Raw genomic sequence first — 17,787 nt, forward strand, 5'->3', positions numbered from 1 at the left:
ATCCTCGTAATAGATTCAGTAACAGGCCATTACTATAACCCGTTACTTTTGTACCACCGTTCGCACGTGAAAACCCTCGATAATATGTTGAATCGCCTGCTCAATAAATTTCGTCCGGTCAATTCGGGTATCCAGCCTTTTTGTCAGCACCACCGACATGACCCCGTGAAGCTGAGCCCAGAAGGTGTAAGAGGCGGTACGCGGGTCGGGCTCCACCATAACACCCTTTTCTACCCCTTCTTCTATCGTTTTTGTCAGGATCTCGTATCCCTTCCGCGCCTTCCTGAACTTTTCCTTGGGATAGCGGGTCATCTCGTCGGAACTTACAACATAAATAATCTGGTACTCACGCGAGTGGCTCAGGGCAAAATCGACGTACGCCCACGCCAGCGCACCCAGGCGTTCAATGGGATCTTCCTTTCCGGAAGCAGCTTTGGCCAGCTCTGCATTCAGCTTTTGTATCGATTCATCAATGAGCGTGTGAACCAGGTGATCCTTGCCTTCGAAATGGAGGTATATGCTCGTGGCGCTAACCCCGATCTCCCGGGCGACCCTTCGCAGGGAAAAATTCCGATACCCATCCTCCAGCAACAGGCTTCGGCTGGTATCAACAATCTTTTGTCGTAATGATATCTTGGTTTCTTCAGCCATTATTATACTTAACACTGTTAACTCACTACTTATTAAGCAAATAAATGATGAAAAGCAATAGCAAGCCAGCTTGAATTCGAAGATCGGGCATTTTCTGCCCTGTCAATCTCTCTCTAAAAGAAAAGAGGAATTCAGGAATATTGAACCTTTTCTTTAGAACAAGCTTATTTTTTTACCGATAACCCCATTATTACTTTAAAAGGACAAGTGGGATACTGCTCGCTTGGAGCAGAACACATCACCGGGTGCAAAAAGCAACATATTTCTGAACAGCTAGCCCGTTGATTGAAAAATTCTAATCCCCATAAATTTGTGCCAAACCGTTGAAAATGGTAATCTATAACCCATCATGAGAGTATTTATCGGTAAATAGATAAAAATCAGGTTAATATGAATAATTTACAGGCATTTTTGGTTATATCCCTGGGAATTCTGTTCATACATACGGCATCGCTACAGGCTCAGAACCAGGACAAAAAAACCTGGATTACCACCTATTTTGGCCACCATGAGTACCATGGGGATATAGGAAATGAAATGGGTGCGTTTAATCTCGGCGACGACTGGGCGGGGGGAATTGGTGTGAGCCGATACCTGAGTCCTAACTGGGATATTGAAGCATCCGCGATTTATGGAAAACTGGATTATTCACCCGAAAGCGGCCCCTACCTCGATCAGGGATTTTCAAATGAATTTATAAACCTGAATGCTCTTGTTAAATTCAAGCCGCTGGATTCATTTAGCCCGGTTCAGCCGTTTGTTGCCACTGGACTGGGGATAACCCCGTTCTTTAACGGGGAAAAATATTTCCCGGGATTAACACAGGAAATTCAAAATTTTGCCGCCTTCAGCATACCCCTTCAGGGGGGGATGGATATACGGGTTACCGACAATATACACGTGACCTTAAACGCCACCTACAACAGAACCTATTCTGACGGTATTGACAAGATCGGAAGCCAGTTTGATACGGATGGCCGAAACCACGATGACTTCGTGGTATTTTCAGCTGGGTTAAAATTTGCCGCCAGCCGGTCTACCGACAGAGACCGCGACGGGGTTCCCAACGAACGCGATGCCTGTCCCAATGTGTACGGCAACTCCTTTTTTGGTTGTCCCGACCAGGATGAGGACGGGGTCAGCGACCGCAACGATGACTGTCCCACGATTCCCGGCAGCAGAAACCTGAACGGCTGCCCGGATGCCGACAAAGACGGAATTTCCGACATACAGGATGCCTGCCCGAAGGAATGGGGTCGTCCGCAAAATAACGGCTGCCCGGATAGTGACGACGACGGGGTCATCGACAAGGAGGATGCATGCCCGCAACAACCGGGCGATCCGGCCAATGAGGGGTGCCCCGCCGACACCGACGGGGATGGCATTACAGACGAGAAGGATCAGTGCCCCAACACACCGGGACCCGAGTCCAACAACGGGTGCCCTGTGGAGGAGGAAAAACCCGCCGAGGACAGCGACCAGTGGGAAACGGAGCTGCAGACTATCGCCAACAACCTCCAGTTTGATTCCAACAGCTCAACGCTGGCCCAATCTTCGTATGACGATCTGATCCGCCTGGCTGAAATGATGCTGGAAGACTCCGCTCTGCGCCTGATCATACGGGGCCATACCGACAATGTGGGAGATGACAACCAGAACCTGAAGCTTTCGGTAGACCGCGCAAATGCCGTGAAAGACTACCTGGTTTCACAGGGAGTGGAATCAAGCCGGATTTTCGCTTTTGGTTATGGGGAGACCAGGCCTGTCGCCTCCAACGAAACCGAAGAGGGGCGAAGACAGAACCGCCGCGTGGAGCTGGAACTCTACCGCAAGTAAAAATGCAGCAACTTTGGGTCCGGTGCCTGTAGTTTTGAGACACAGCCCCGGGTGAGCTCCACACGGCCTTTGGCATCCCAAAAGATGTTGAATACAACCCGACACGTTACTACCGGATGGGAGACCGGGGGAGCCTGAATTTCATATATTTGATCGTTTTACCGTTTTCCAGGTGTTTCTTTTCATAATAGGTTTGGGTGGTCAACAGGGGATCATCCGCCCGCTCCTGGTATACATCCTCAACCAGGTCCACGAGGCGACACTCCTGCCGAATTACGTTCTTTGAAAAGTCCCAAAGCGCATCGCTGTCGGTTTTGAAATGAATAAGGCCATCCTCCTTCAACACTTTCTGATAAATCGCCAAAAATTTTGGTGCCGTCAACCGCTTGTTTCGGTCGCTCCATTTCGGATAGGGATCGGGAAAAGTGATCCATATCTCCTCCACTTCGCCAGGCGCAAAATATTCATCCAGGTGATCGATGTAGATCCTCAGAAAGCGAACATTCGAAAGCTCCCGTTCCAGTGCCCGTTTGGCCCCTTTCCAGATGCGTGCGCCCTTTATATCTATCCCGATATAATTTTTGCCGGGATTTCTCCGTGCCAGTTCCAGCGTGTACTCCCCTTTGCCGCAAGCCAGCTCCAGGGTGATGGGATGATCATTTTCAAAGATATCCTCACTCCACCGTCCCTTGGGTTTTTTCTTGTCTGCTTCCTGGAAGTCGGTCAGCTCCATGACATGTTCAAATTCAGCAATTTCAGCAAATCGTTCCAGCTTGTTTTTACCCATACAACAATAAAAATATTAGGTTTTCAGGTCTGTTCTTAGCGCGGCGCCCTGTGTGTGCGTCTGCTTTTGCGAAATATGGCAGGAGGGACGGCTCTGTGAAGCAAGGTAGCAGCCCGACAAATTTGACTGGATCTTTGTGCTTCACAACATTCCGCGAAAGTAGTTCCTGTATAGAAATGCGAAGCGTGGTACAACCGACATGTTCGCCAGCTGAGCACATTTTTAACGTCAGGGATTTAATCGCTTAATACGCCATTTCCCCTGTTCGGAACTCACCGGTCTGCTGTAGACAATCCGGTCGTGAAGCCGGCCGGCCCGCCCCTGCCAAAATTCGATGGTTCGGGGCCGCAGATTATATCCGCCCCAAAACGGGGGACACGGAACCTCCTGTCCCTCAAAACGCTGATTCAGCTCGTCAAATTTGGCTTTGAGCTCATCCCTGTTTTTAATCTCCGAGCTCTGCTCCGACGCCCACGCCCCGATTTGGCTGTCGCGCGGCCGCGACTGGAAGTAGCCGGCTGATTGTTCGCGAGGTAATTTTCTCACACGACCCTCGATGCGTACCTGTCGTTCAAGGGCCGGCCAGTAAAAACAAAGCGCGGCATACGGATTTTCAGCCAGTTCCCTTCCTTTTCGGCTGTTGTAATTGGTGTAAAAGTGGAAGCCCTCCTCATCAAATCCCTTAAGGAGTACGATTCGTGAGGAGGGTTTCCCGTCGGCCGATGCCGTGGCCAGGGTCATGGCGTTGGCATCGGCCATGTCGGAATTCAGGGCCTCTTCAAACCAGATCGTAAACTGGTCGATCGGATCCTCGCGGACCGTCTCCTCAGAGATGCCATCTCGTTCATACTCCCGGCGAAGCCCCTTTACCTTCTCCGTATCGGTTCTATGGTCTTTCATAGCTGTTTCCTATCCGAAATATGCCGGTTCATTCCCCTTTTTCCACTTGATATTACAACCCATACTGGGGACCTGTTCCTCCACGATGGATCCATCTTCCAATACCATGTCAACCGCTTCTCGCAGATCTTTACCTGTTACCGGCTTGTCGTTGCCCGGGCGGCTGTCATCAAACTGTCCGCGATATACCAGCTCGCGTTCCTCATCAAACAGGAAAAAATCCGGCGTACAGGCCGCCTTGTAGGCGTGGGCTACCTCTTGCGTCTCATCAAAAAGATAAGGAAAGGGATATCCAAACCGTTCGGCGTCTTCCGCCATCTTTTCAGGACTGTCATCGGGGTAGTTCTCCACTTCGTTCGAGCTGATTGCTACAATTCCGAGATCTTCCTCGTCATAGTCATTGGCAAACTCGACCAGGGCTTCCTTGATATTTTTTACATACGGGCAGTGATTGCACATAAAAATAACCAGCAGTGCCCGGCTGTCGTCAAAATCTGCCAGGGAAACGGTATCACCGGTTGAAACATCAGGAAGAGAAAAATCAGGGGCCTTGGTTCCCAGCGTTAACATGGTGGATGCTGTTTCTGACATATGTATATCGATTTTTTATTTGGATTTGTTATGGGATAAACCGTACAAACTTTTACAGCCTGCAGTTCCACTAAAGCATAAAGATAGGAAGGGTAAAAGAAAAGCCCGATATCTTAGATTTATTAGTGAAGTAATTAGGCTCAGGAAGATATGAGACTACCACCCTCGATACCGGGCCGGGTTATCTATGCATTTACATAACGGAAAAATAAAGCGGATGTTTCATGTTGATTCAGGCTGATCACTCTGCCGACGTCTCTTTTGTCCACTCCACAAAAAGCTGTTCCAGCTCGTCACCTGTATCCGGGAATATCGTCAGGTGCTCGTCTGCCCTTTTCTGCTTATACACATTTTTTACGAAGGAGAGATCTTCATCGGCAGACACATTCTTCAACATCTCACCCGCTCCATCTGTTATTCCCGCTATCAAGAGCTTCCGTGGTGCCAGCGCAGCTGCAAGATCGGGCAGGTCATAGGTCTCAAGCGCACCGGGCACCGCACTGATGTGGTACGTGGGATCATAGAACTTCTGCCTCACCAGCGACCAGTATGAGTGATACGGCTCGATCAGCGCTACCCGATTCAGTGCAGGTTCAAAAGCGGCGGCATGCAGCAAAACCGGGGCCATATCGTCCCGCGCAACGCCATATACCTCCCGGGGGTTGACCTGCTGTTCGAGCAGACGAACCAGCCGTACAACGTCGCCCGCCCGTATTCCCGTAATACTCCGGCCGATAAGCACTGAATTGGTCCACACGTCATAAGAGACAGGATCAAAATCCTTTACCCGGGTTACATAATTGGCCAGATCCCCCGGCCCGGTCTCCCCCGTTCCAACCAGGTCAGGTGCCAGTACCGTAAATCCCCGCTGTACGAACCACTCCATTTCTTCCATCGGGGTCGTCCCGCCGGCTTTGCCATCGGGATGCAGATAGAGCACCACCTTTCCATTGGAGTTGTCAGGTTTCATGAGCAGGTAAGGAACCGGGTATCCCCCCTCTCCCCGGGTAAAATATTTTTCGATTTCGTAGCCATCCCGGGAAATGCGACCGGTAAAAACCGGCTCGGCGATCTTTCCCGGTACTTGATAGCCGGAAAGCTCCCTGGCAGATTCCAACACCATGGGGAGATGAGTCTCAATATTTTTTCGGGAGGCGCGCAACTCCTGTATTTTCTGGCGGGCTTCCCGCCGGTTCAGGCTGAACACGGTTTCTCCACCCAGCGAAGTGATGACCTGGCCGGTTTCCGTAACCCGCATCTCCTCTTCACCCAATATCTCGACCGCCTGATCGGTCGGATCCCCCGGATTGTCCAGGTGTTCCTGGAAAAACGCGTACATCGCCTCCCGGTTGGCCCGGGTTGAGGTGTGTCCGCCCCCATCTTCCACCATGTTAAAATGGCCCGGCGTCTCGTAGGCATCATACACTTTTGATACTTCACGAGCTGTTTCACGCGCCCCCTGGATACTGAAAAAGTCCTCGGTTGTCGTAATCATCAGGGTGGGCCGGGGGGCGCGAACCTCCAGCAGATCCGCGTGGTCGAGACCTGCGGAAATTCCGTGATAAAAATTCTGCTCGGCATCCTGGGGACCGATGGACTGCAGCAGGCGCCTGAAACTGGTAATATACGCCTCCGGTGCCGCCGCATGTATGCGCTCGTCGAACGCCGCAATGTAGGCCGTTTGCGTACCACCACCGGAGCGCCCCGTTATCCCAATCCGACCGGGATCCACCTCTTCCCGGGAAAGCAGGTAGTCCACCGCCCGGATTCCGTCCCAGATCATATACCGGGCCAGCGAGCTGCCGGAAATAAAGGCCTGGGTTCCCACGTACGAATGTTCCCTGGTTGCACTCCCCACCACAGAACCGCCGGCAGAGACGTCGTAATACTGTTTCCGCTCCCCCTGTCCCACCGGATCAATGGCCAGCACAATAAATCCCTTCTTTACCAGATTCAACATCTTGTGCTGATACGTTTCACTGCGATAGCCCTCCTCGGTATGCCCGCTGAGGTATAGTACAGCCGGAGCCTTTCCCGTCAGTTTACGGGGAATAAAAAGAGAAGAGGTTACATAAAATTCCGGTTGCGATTCATAGACAATATGCTCTACGCGATAATCGTCTTTTTCAAGTATCCGAGTTACCCTGGCGTTCAAAGGGGTTTTCGGGGAAAAGGGGCCTGTGATCTCCTCAAGAATAGCCCGAACCTGTTGCTGTCTCTCCCGCCAGTCGGCCAGCGTCTGAAGGTCGGAAATGTAGGCCGAGCGCTTATCCAGGAGATCATAGGCCTCTTCCGAGAGATGGCGATACAGGGCATTGTGTGCATCCGTAAACTGAATCCAGTTGTTGTTGGAAGATTCTCCCCGAATTACGTTCAACTCATCCTGTCCACTGGCACTGCCCATTACAATCAAACAGAATACGAGTGTTCCCCATATGCCTTTTAGAACAACTGCGAGCTTGTCACTTGCTTTATTTTGCATAACATTTTTTGTGTTTAGAACCTGTGAGAAGATGTTAATTTTAATAAAATCGATAATGTTTTGGGTCAAGATACTCCTGGAATATTTCTCAGATCGCTGTTAAAAAAAATTGTGTATGAATTTGCAATTCATACCGTTCCCTCAATCCTCGTGCAATGCATCATTTTCAATGAACCCGGTTAATTATTAATTCCCGAACAGGCCCAGCTGGGACCCTCTGCCCGGCCGAAAACTTTTAGTTGAAAGCCCGCGGTTCTCTTCATTCAGTCCAAACCGTTTGGCGTGTAGCTTAAAAAGATCGGCTATCTGCCGTGCATAGTTGCCTTGTCCCCTAAATCGCTCTCCGAAGCGTGGGTCATTCAGCTTTCCGTCGCGCATATCACGGATCCGGTTCAGAACCTTCTCCCTGCGGTCGGGGAAATACTGCTGAAGCCAATCGCAAAAAAGATCCTTGACTCCATGCGGCAACCGGAGAATCGTATACCCGGCATGCGTTGCCCCCGCTTCAGCCGCAGCTTCCAGTATATTTGCAGACTCGTGATCCGTGAGTCCCGGGATGATCGGGGCCACATTTACTCCCACCGGGATACCGGCTTCTGCCAGGGTTTTTATCGCCTGCAGGCGCCTTTTCGGTGTAGATGTTCTGGGCTCCATCTTTTGCGCCAGCTCCCGGTCCAGGGTGGTCACCGAAAGCGTAACGCGGGCTGCATCGTGTTCCGCGAGCTTTTTAAGATAATCGATATCGCGTGTCACCAGGTGATTTTTGGTAATTACGCTCACCGGGTTCAAAAATTCAGCCAGCACGTTCAGACATCCGCGGGTAATCTCCAGCTTACGCTCAGCCGGCTGATAGGGGTCGGTAACACCGCTCATTACCAGCACTTCCGGTTTCCATGTCTGGGATGAAAGTCGCTCTCTCAGCTTGCGAGGAGCTTCATATTTGACCATAATGCGTGACTCAAAATCGAGTCCGGCCGAAAAACCCAGGTACTCGTGCGTGGGGCGCGCATAGCAGTAAATACATCCATGCTCGCAGCCGCGGTAAGGGTTGACGCTTTTATTAAATGGAATGTCCGGGCTGTCATTCGTTGAAATAATTTCCTTGGTATCATCCCGGTAGAACCGGGTCTCCCGGGAGGGTTTTTGACCCGTCTCCTCATCCAGGTCGTAATCGGTATAGAACTCCTCGAACCGGTTGGCCGGGTTATCAGAAGATCCTCGTCCTTTTATGGGATTTTGATCGCTCTTCCGTTCAGACATCCTTGTTCTGCCGTTTCTGCTGTTAAGTGTACCTGTAAGATACAATCTGAATATCCTAAAAATAAAGAACCCGGCTTTTCACCGGGTTCTGGCAAAACATTATAAACGGCAGGGGTGTCAACCTACTGGCACGCTGTATCCTCGAAGTTGGAATCCCAGCACATTTTATCGCCAAGATAGTTCACATAACCGATGTCGGTTTCGGTATTCCAGAAAATTTCGACGTCGAATTCGCCGTCACTGGAGTGCATGTGAAGCGTGTGCTCGGGCACTGCCTTGGTGTAGTCGAAATTTACAGACTGGTATTCAGCAGAACCGGTGTTGTGGATGGTATAGGAGGAAGTAAAATTGTCCTCATCTTCACGACTCCACTCAAATGTAAAGACCGCTTCTCCCGAAGAGCCGTTCTCTCCAAGCGTATAAACGCTCCATGATCCCTCGTTGCCATCTGAGGAGCTCGTTCCCGACATAAAGCGGTAATTATCCAGGCTGGGACCATCGGGGACATCCACGGAAACGAAAAGCTCCCATGAAGTTTCTCCCGTAACATCGTTGGGTTCGGCGGTCAACCGAAGTTCAGCTGATTGCTGAACCTGGGGATAGGTGTAGGAATAGGTCCATTCCCAAACACCGTCATCGAAAGTGGGTTCGGTCTCCCGCGCCTGTTCAAAAAACGGCATGTAGACCTGCGTAATCCCGAACATGGAGTGGACGTTTGACTGTACAAATTCTGAAGCCATGCCGAAAGCAGCCCCATTTTGTACCGATTTATTCTGTGTGCTGTTGTTATTGAAATACTCGGTTTCCGGCTGGTAGCTCTGCAGTTCCGGCAGTTCCGGTGGCGTTGGATCGGGGGTTTCCACCGGATTGGTACTATTGTCGCCACAAGCAGCAATACCCACGGCCAGCACCACAATCCCAAGTAACTTTGATAATCTATTTGCTATACGCATCTGTAGGACCTCTTTTTGTTTTGTTGTTTTAACTGATGAGTTAATGAATATGCAAATAAATAGAGAAATAAGATTATTTCAAAATCATCTCAGGCAATATAAACTGTTTTAATATTTACAAACTCCCGGATGCCCACGTGCGAGAGTTCGCGCCCATACCCCGATTGTTTGATCCCTCCAAAAGGCAGCCGCGGATCAGATTTCACAAAATCGTTGACAAAACAGCAGCCGGCCTCCAACTGGGTGGCAGCTATCGATTCCGCCTTTTCCACATCCGAGGAAAAGATGGCAGCTCCCAGTCCAAAATCGGTATCGTTCGCCACCTGGATCGCCTCCTCCTCGTTCATCACCCTGATCACTGAGGCCACGGGACCAAAAAGTTCCTCTTCATACGCAGGCATCCCCCGGTGCACATTGGCAAGCACCGTAACCGGGTAGTAGGCCCCCTCACTCTTGGGGAGCGCTCCCCCCATCAGCACCTCTGCCCCATTTTCTATACTCTCCGTCACCTGCCGATGGAGCTCGTCCCGCAGGTCGAGGCGCGCCAGCGGACCCACGTCGGTCCCCGCATCAAATGGACTGCCTACCGTCTTCTGCTTCATTTTTTCGAGTACCCGTTCTGTAAATTCTTCGTATACCGGTTCCGTTACAATAAACCGTTTGGCCGCGATACAACTTTGACCGCTGTTAAGGAGCCGTGAAGTGACACATGTTTCCGCCGTGCGTTCCAGGTCCGCATCCTCAAGCACGATATAGGGATCGCTGCCCCCCAGCTCCAGGACCGTTTTTTTGAGGACGCTGCCCGCCTGCTTTGCCACCGCTTTGCCGGCCCGGGTGCTGCCCGTCAGCGTGACGGCGTGGATATCCTCATTTTTGATGATTTGCTGGGTTTGATCGTTGTCAGCGATAACCGTCCGGAACAGCGCTTCCGGGATACCGGCCTCGTGCAGCAGCGACTCGATCGCCAGCGCACAGCCTGTGACGTTGGAGGCATGTTTGAGAATGACCGCATTCCCCGCCATCAGCGCTGGAGCACCAAACCGGAACAACTGCCAGAACGGAAAATTCCATGGCATAATCGCCAGCACCGTACCCAGTGGATTAAAGGTGATATAGCTGGAAGAGGCATCAGTCTGAATCGACTCTTTTGACAAGAACTGGCGCGCATTCTCAGCGTAATATTCGCAGACCCAGGCACATTTTTCCGCCTCAGAAACGCCCTGCGGCAGCGGTTTGCCCATCTCAAGAGCCATCAGCTCGGCATATTCGGAACTCCGGTCATTCAGAATACCCGCGGCTTTTTTCAACCGCCCGGCCCGCTCCTCAAATGAAAGAACCGCCCACTCCTTTTGGGCCGCGCTCGCCTTGTGAATAATGCCCGCGATTTCGGTATTCTCCATCTGTTCATATTCTTCAACAATTTCTCCGGTGGCTGGATTAACTGACTTCATGACGTTAAATAGATTGATTAGCGTTTTTTTATGAAACTCTTATCCGCCTCTCCCAATTCCGGGAGGGGCCTTCAATATAAGAGGTCCGGTGGCAGCAACTAAATCCAGGGCGATACTCACCAGTGGCGGTCCAGTATATCCATGATTGTATGCAGCGTGTCGTCCAGCAACGCATCTTCCATAATCAAGGGAGGCGCCAGCCGGACCAGCGTGTTGGAATGAAGCGTCCACCCTAGGATAATCCCCTCTGCAAAGCAGTCTTCCACCACCTGGCGGGTACGCTCCGCCTCTTCCAGTTCCATCCCCAGCATGGCTCCCCGGCCCCGTATTTCCCGTATGGCGGGATGATCCAGTGTGGATTTTATTTTTTGTTCAATATGGCGGGCTTTCGTACCAAAATCTCCCTTCAACAACTCGGAGAGCGTGGCACAGGCGGCGGCACAGCTGACGGGATGACCGCCAAATGTCGTGACGTGATTGAGCGGGGGATCCTGCTTGAAGCCCTCAAAAATTTTACTGGAAGAGACAAACGCTCCCATAGGCATGCCCCCGGCCATCGCCTTGGCCAGGCACAGGATGTCGGGGACAACCCCGTAATGCTGGAACGCAAACAATGTACCTGTTCGATAGAACCCCGTCTGGATTTCGTCAAAAATTAACAGCGCGCCGACCTCACTGCATCGCTCTCTTACCGCTCGCAGCCACTCCCGGTCGGCTGGAATAATACCGCCTTCACCCTGGATCGGCTCCAGGATAACCGCTGCCGTCTTGTTGTCGATGGATTCCAGCATCTCCGGACTGTTGAACTCCAGGAACTCCACATCCGGCAGAAGTGGGAGATAGGGGTCGCGGTACACATCGCGACCGGTCACACTCAGCGACCCGTGCGTATCGCCGTGGTACCCGTGCCGGAAAGCGACAAAATGATGGCGGCCGGTATGTTTTTTTGACAGCTTTAAAGCCCCTTCGTTCGCTTCGGTACCGCTGTTGACAAAATATACGCGATCGAGCTGAGGGGGTAGCTGCCGGGTGAGCAGCTCCGCGTATTTCGACTGGGGTTCCTGGATAAATTCCCCGTAGACCATCACGTGCAGGTGCTTGTTGAGCTGCTGCTGCACCGCCTCAATCACGGAGGGGTGCCGGTGGCCCAGGCTGCTTACGGCAATGCCGGAAATGAAATCGACATACCGTTTCCCGTCCCGGGTAAAGATAAACGGGCCTTCCGCCTTGTCGACCACCAGCCCCATCGGGTGATCGCTGGTCTGTGCAATATGCTGGTAAAACGATTGCTCTGCGTCCAAATCAAATAGTGTTTTTTTACAGTTCGTTTAAAATCGCGAGGGAATTGAAAACCTAGAGGGCTTTGCAAAACCAGGGGTTTTGTTCAAGTTCAAAGCCTGAGCGAATTCGAAACCGGAGTTTATTACCTATAAATGAGGATTTCGAATTCGCGAAAATACAGAAATTGGACAAAAACACGGTTTTGCAAAGTTCTCAACCTAATCAGTTATTTTACCTTAATTCAAGTCCCGTTGCAACGACGTTTTCAAATGAACAGGAGATTTTTAGACAACCTTAGCCTGCATTTCTCACAAGAATGTGGCCTGAATGCACACAATACCCTGCTACGCCATAAATTACATTGATTTTGAGACTGAAATAACTATATCAAGACGTAGTGGGCTGCGAAATTGGTGAGAAAGCAGGTTAGATTGTTCATCTACAAATTTTATATTACTGATCGAAAATCCACCACATTCTTTGGCTATGGAGCGGCAACGCCTCCCTTGGACCCCAATCAGGAAGTTAGAACCGACTCGATACTCCTGGAATAATTGTTACCGGATTCCCCGGATTTGTCACAAACAACAGATTTTTTGATACTTGGTATGAAACAACCAGCCAGCAGATTCATTCTCACAGCCATCGTTCTCATTTTGAGTGGGATTGCCGCCACCGCCGGTTACTGGTATTATCAGACCTCGGGGCAGAAAATAGCGGCGGGTGATGCTTCCCCGGGAGAGGTTAAGGTTGGTGAGCCGCTCAGCAAGATCCAGACAAAAGCGGCGCGCTCGCAATACTTTTTCCGCATGCTGAAGGATCCCGGTATCAACGCTATCCCTCCCAATATCCGCAACCGTGAACTCAGGTTGGCGCGTCAGCAGCCCACCCGTAGCCAGAATCCCATCCGGATTAAACAAAAAGATGGCACTTTTGCCTCCCTGGAGTTCAACTGGCAATCAGCCGGACCGATCGATGTGGGGGGACGAACCCGAGCGCTCGGCATCGATCAAACCAACCCAAACATCATTATTGCGGGAGGAACCTCGGGCGGCATCTGGAAATCCGTCGACGGGGGGAGCACGTGGGACCTGAAAACCGATCCCAGCCAGCACATGAGCGTGACCTCCGTGGCTCAGGATACGACTGAACCGGATACCTGGTATTACACGTCGGGTGAGCTCCGGGGAAATACGGCCGGCGACCGCAGCGGATTAGCCGGGTACTTCGGGACCGGGGTCTTTAAATCGACCGACAATGGCGATACCTGGAGCAAAATCCCCTCTACCGACGACAACGACACCGCCTTCAACAGCCCGTATGATTTTATCACGCGCGTGGTGGTAAGTCCCACCACAGGATCCGTATTTATTGCCAGCAACGGCATCGGCATCTACCGCTCGACCGATTCGCAGCCGTTTCCGAGCGCCCAGCAGTCCCTGCCCCCTCCCCTCCTCGGCACGGCCGGTGGCCACCGGTATGTGGATATTGCGGCGGGACCGGACGGTCGGCTTGTAGCTGCACTCTCCGAGGAACAAGCGGGAGGATCGGGAGCAAATCCAGGCCTGTTTGTCTCCTACAACGACGGCGATGACTGGATAGAGATTACGCCTGATATTGAGAATTTTCCCGATACCTACCAGCGCAGCGTCATCGATATTGCCCCCTCTGCCCCCGACACGGTTTACGTTATGACCTATGTCGGCGGTTCGGGCGAAGATGAAGATGTACGCCTCCATCTCGTAGACCTGAACGACCTGCAAAACGGGGGCACGGTCCAGAGCGAGGACCGCACGGAACATATCCCGGATTTCGGGGGCGAAATAGGCTATATGAGCACGCAATCCAATTATAATATGGAGATCGCCGTAAAACCGGATGATCCCGATTTTGTGCTACTTGGCGGCATCAACCTGTTTCGCTCCAGAGATGGATTCAGCTCGAGTCCCCCGGGGGGATATGGTGACAATGACAAGAACGAATACTGGATCGGGGGATACGCCAAAGCCAATGACATTTCAAAATACCCGCAGCAGCATCCCGACCAGCATGTCATAAAATTTCATCCCAACAACCCCAATATTGCCTGGGCGGGACATGACGGTGGCGTAAGCAAAACCATTGATATAACCGGCAGCTCTGTCAGCTGGGAAAACATGAACAACGGGTATGTCACCACCCAGTTTTACGCGGTGGACATCCCCGAAACGCCCGGTGACGAGCGCCTGATGGGCGGTACCCAGGACAACGGCACGCCTTTTTTCCGGTTCAACAGCCAGCAAAGCCAGCAGACCCAATCGGCGGTCAACATTTTTACGGGAGACGGCGGCCATGCCTACTTCACGCCAAGCTACCTTTTCGTCTCCGCCCAGAACGGGAACGTGTTGCGATGGCAGACCGACCCTAGCGGGAATCCGAGTAATTTTGCCTACGTAACGCCGATCGATGCCCGGAACCAGCTCTTTATCCATCCTTATGCAGTCGATCCCAACGACCAGGATATCATGTACTACCCCGACGGGGATTCTCTCTGGCGCAACATTCAGATCGGCGAGATCACCAACAGCAGCAATCCCGACGGTACCAGCGAGGGATGGAACATGATCACCGAACTCAGCTCTTCCGGTGCAGGAAGCGGACACCTGATCACCACGCTGGAGGTTACGCAAACCCCCTCGGATATCCTCTACTACGGGGCCTATTCGGTTACCGGGGGGCAACCGCATATATACCGGCTGGAAAATGCCAGCACTTCCTCCGACGCCCGGGATATATCGATTCCCGGGGCGGAAAACGGCTCGTACCCGCACGATATCGCAGCCAATCCCTCGAATGGCAACGAACTCCTGGCGGTATTCTCCAATTACGAAGTCCCAAGCGTATTTCATTCAGCCGACGGCGGTGATACCTGGCAAAACGTGGAGGGTAATTTGACCAGCGTCAACGAGCAGGCCGGTCCGTCGGTGCGCTCTGCCACTATTATTGAAGGTGAAACAGGAACAATTTACATGCTGGGTACGAGTACGGGTATATACTCAACCACTGATTTGGAAGTAGAAAACATCCAATGGACTCAAGAGGGTGCGTCCTCAATTGGATATACAGTCACAGAGCATCTTTCCTCCCGAAATATTGATGGTACTATTGCAGCCGGAACTCATGGACGCGGTGTTTTCAAGGGTGATTTTCAAAGTACGGTTCCTAATTATCGATATATAACATTAGACCAATATCAAGCAGCACCAGGGGAAAAGATTAATATTAACTCTACGAACCTTGATTTTAATCCCGAAGGTAATATCGTTTTGTTTAGTAATACTCCAGCCGAAATTGAAAGTATTAGTGAGAATCAGTTAACAGTTATTGTACCACGGGTCTCAAACCGAGTTATGGACTCTCAAAATGCCAACACAAATAAATTAGTCCAGGTTCAAGTAAAAGTTGGAGATCAAACCATATCAGCATTACAAGGCTTCGAGATACTTCCGCCCGAGGAGTTTGAGCTGGGACAAAACTTCCCGAATCCATTCAATCCCACAACCACGATACCGATAGACCTGCCGACCGAAGCCGGCGTCATCATCCAGATCTACGACATGTCAGGCCGTAAAGTACTGGAGCCGGTTAGACGAATATACCCGCCAGATAACTACAATTTTGAAGTGGATCTCAGCGGACTGGCGAGCGGCGTCTACATGTACCGGGTCATCGCGCTTCCACAGGGTGAGACAGATGAACGGATCATCAAAACCCGTAAAATGACGCTCATAAAATGAAACAAGATACGTAATACCTGATCCGTACGAATCTCACGTCTGACGTCTGACGTTTGACGTCTCACACCTCACGTTTCCATCTCTCAATAAGCACCTCAAACTCCTCCTGGATATCCTGCGTGCCGTTATCCGCATACCACTTATGCAGCTTCCGGGCCCACTCCTTGCGGGAGTAGCTGTCCATCCATTTGTCATAGACCAGGCGCTGAGCCTCTTCCGGGCGCGGTCCCCAGCTGCCCAGTTCTGATAACGTCTCGGGTTCAAGTGCAATGAGTTTGGGAATGGAGCGCGCGCCGTCGGTTTCGTAGTGATCCATAATCGCCTCATACTGGTGGCGCAGCAACAGTCCGAGTTCAATATTCGGTGATTCATTGGCTATTTTAGCAATTACCGGCAGGCTCTGCGCCGCATCTCCGCACCAACCTTCGGTAAGCACCAGCCACGTCATTTCGGTGTCAAGATCCCGGAGCGTCTCTTTCAGGCTCTCATTCAGCTCGGTGCGTTTGTCCAGGCGGTTCATGCGATGGACGTTCATCTTCGTATACTCCGCCAGCGCCTCCGACTGCCGGTCTCCCGTCACTTTTCCCTCTTCCAGGAGTTCATCGATCAGGGACCTGTATGATTGATAGGTTAATGCGTTTTCAACAATTTCAGGGGTGAATAGTTGCTCTGCTACTTCAGCCATGTGTAGATTAAATGTTCAACTTTGTATTTGTGAATAGGTTTTCTGACGATCTCCACGCCACTCTTCTTACCGGATGTAATTCTGGTTCGCTTTTAAAAAAGAAGCACGTGAAGGTGATGCTTCAGGATAATTCCGGCACACAAAAACAGGACAAACGCCAGGGAGGTTCCATATTTTATCCGCATCACTTTTTCATAGTCATCGGCGTGCAGAGAAAGGGTATTCAGCAAACGGTTGATCGCCCCGCCGGTGACCATCCCCAGGAGAAGAAACGTTATCCCGATCCACGGGCTCGCCGTTCCAAGGGCTACAGAGAGTAGTAGAACACCTGATCCAAATGCGTACCGGAAAAAAGTAAATACCGCCTCCCTGCCAAATACGACTGCAAACGTTTGGTCGCCGCGGACCCGGTCTTCTGCGGTCTGGTAGATTTGGGAAGTGGGATACAGGCTCAGTATAACCAGCGCAACGCCAATCGATGCCGGCACTACCACAAGGGAGATCGGACCGCCGGGATTTGCCGCCAGGTACCCCATCAAAAACGAGTTTGTTCCCGTGCTCACTCCAATCGCCACCAGGCTCCGCACCGGGGTCCCTTTCCAGCGGGCCAGCGGAGTGGAATAGAGCCAGAAAAACAGCATGCTTACGGCATAAACCACGGCAAACGGCACACTGACCATTGTGGCAAAATAAAATCCCGCAAACTGAACCAGCAGGGAAACGATCCACATCCAGCGCTGCATGGGGGGTGGATGTTTGAGTCCCCCGATTGCCCCTTCGTCCTTGTCCCACCACGAATTGTAGGCTGTGGCTCCACCGAACAGCAGCAGATGCACATTTAAAAACTGCGTTCCAAAAGTGGTCCAGTCCATTGTTTGTTGAAAAAAACCGCCCATCAGGTATCCTCCCGAGAGAATAAACACCTGGTAATGCCACCGGAGATGGAGCAAAAAATGCCACAGCTGTCCAAAGATCGGAACCCTTGCCTTATTCATTATCGCCACCGATTCCTGGTTAATTGATAGAAGGCTTCACAATATCATACATTTGACCTCCCAAACCAACCTCCAACCTTCAACATTTAACCTTTAACATTCAACCTTCAACATTTCCCCTCCGCACAACAAGATGATA

13 protein-coding genes are annotated in these 17,787 nt (G+C 51.4%); 2 read left to right on the plus strand and 11 right to left on the minus strand.

The genetic code is table 11. The annotated features are described in order from the left end of the window. Nucleotides 1-42: 42 nt before the first annotated feature. Nucleotides 43-651, minus strand: a complete 609-nt coding sequence (locus ACG2E4_RS13580) for a TetR/AcrR family transcriptional regulator (protein WP_395276886.1) — start codon at nt 649-651, stop codon at nt 43-45. Nucleotides 652-1,041: 390 nt separating this feature from the next. Between ACG2E4_RS13580 and ACG2E4_RS13585 the strand changes: the two genes are divergently transcribed. Then, nucleotides 1,042-2,487, plus strand: a complete 1,446-nt coding sequence (locus tag ACG2E4_RS13585) for an OmpA family protein (protein ID WP_395259187.1) — start codon at nt 1,042-1,044, stop codon at nt 2,485-2,487. Nucleotides 2,488-2,596: 109 nt separating this feature from the next. Here the strand turns inward: ACG2E4_RS13585 and trmB are convergent, their stop codons facing one another. From trmB to ACG2E4_RS13625, 8 genes are all read right to left on the minus strand, one after another. Next, nucleotides 2,597-3,274, minus strand: coding sequence for a tRNA (guanosine(46)-N7)-methyltransferase TrmB (trmB, locus tag ACG2E4_RS13590; RefSeq protein WP_395259188.1), 678 nt, complete (start codon nt 3,272-3,274; stop codon nt 2,597-2,599). Nucleotides 3,275-3,502: 228 nt separating this feature from the next. Continuing rightward, nucleotides 3,503-4,174, minus strand: coding sequence for a pyridoxamine 5'-phosphate oxidase (gene pdxH / locus ACG2E4_RS13595; RefSeq protein WP_395259189.1), 672 nt, complete (start codon nt 4,172-4,174; stop codon nt 3,503-3,505). Between the two features lie 9 nt (nt 4,175-4,183). Beyond that, complete coding sequence (locus ACG2E4_RS13600; RefSeq protein ID WP_395276887.1) at nt 4,184-4,765, minus strand: thioredoxin family protein; 582 nt, start codon at nt 4,763-4,765, stop codon at nt 4,184-4,186. Between the two features lie 241 nt (nt 4,766-5,006). Beyond that, nucleotides 5,007-7,247, minus strand: a complete 2,241-nt coding sequence (locus tag ACG2E4_RS13605) for an acetylxylan esterase (RefSeq protein WP_395276888.1) — start codon at nt 7,245-7,247, stop codon at nt 5,007-5,009. Between the two features lie 186 nt (nt 7,248-7,433). After that, a complete protein-coding gene (locus ACG2E4_RS13610) occupies nt 7,434-8,507 on the minus strand; it encodes a PA0069 family radical SAM protein (protein ID WP_395276889.1) in 1,074 nt (357 codons plus the stop codon). 122 nt (nt 8,508-8,629) lie between these two features. Further along, nucleotides 8,630-9,460, minus strand: a complete 831-nt coding sequence (locus ACG2E4_RS13615; protein WP_395276890.1) for a hypothetical protein — start codon at nt 9,458-9,460, stop codon at nt 8,630-8,632. A gap of 89 nt (nt 9,461-9,549) precedes the next feature. Next, nucleotides 9,550-10,911, minus strand: a complete 1,362-nt coding sequence (locus ACG2E4_RS13620; RefSeq protein ID WP_395276892.1) for an NAD-dependent succinate-semialdehyde dehydrogenase — start codon at nt 10,909-10,911, stop codon at nt 9,550-9,552. A gap of 116 nt (nt 10,912-11,027) precedes the next feature. Continuing rightward, entirely contained in the window at nt 11,028-12,212 is a 1,185-nt protein-coding gene (locus tag ACG2E4_RS13625) for an aspartate aminotransferase family protein (RefSeq protein WP_395276893.1), read from the minus strand. 636 nt (nt 12,213-12,848) lie between these two features. On the opposite strand from ACG2E4_RS13625, the gene ACG2E4_RS13630 reads away from it, so the two are divergent. After that, on the plus strand, nt 12,849-15,968 hold the full coding sequence (locus ACG2E4_RS13630) for a T9SS type A sorting domain-containing protein (RefSeq protein ID WP_395276894.1): 3,120 nt from the start codon (nt 12,849-12,851) through the stop codon (nt 15,966-15,968). Nucleotides 15,969-16,029: 61 nt separating this feature from the next. Here ACG2E4_RS13630 and ACG2E4_RS13635 read toward each other — a convergent pair whose 3' ends face one another. Together ACG2E4_RS13635 and ACG2E4_RS13640 are read right to left on the minus strand one after the other, a co-directional pair. Continuing rightward, entirely contained in the window at nt 16,030-16,653 is a 624-nt protein-coding gene (locus tag ACG2E4_RS13635; RefSeq protein ID WP_395276895.1) for a thioredoxin family protein, read from the minus strand. A 92-nt stretch (nt 16,654-16,745) separates the two neighbouring features. Continuing rightward, nucleotides 16,746-17,648, minus strand: a complete 903-nt coding sequence (locus ACG2E4_RS13640) for a UbiA family prenyltransferase (RefSeq protein ID WP_395276896.1) — start codon at nt 17,646-17,648, stop codon at nt 16,746-16,748. Nucleotides 17,649-17,787: the final 139 nt, after the last annotated feature.

This window comes from Halalkalibaculum sp. DA384, assembly GCF_043951955.1.
Lineage (GTDB): Bacteria > Bacteroidota > Rhodothermia > Balneolales > Balneolaceae > JAMQKA01.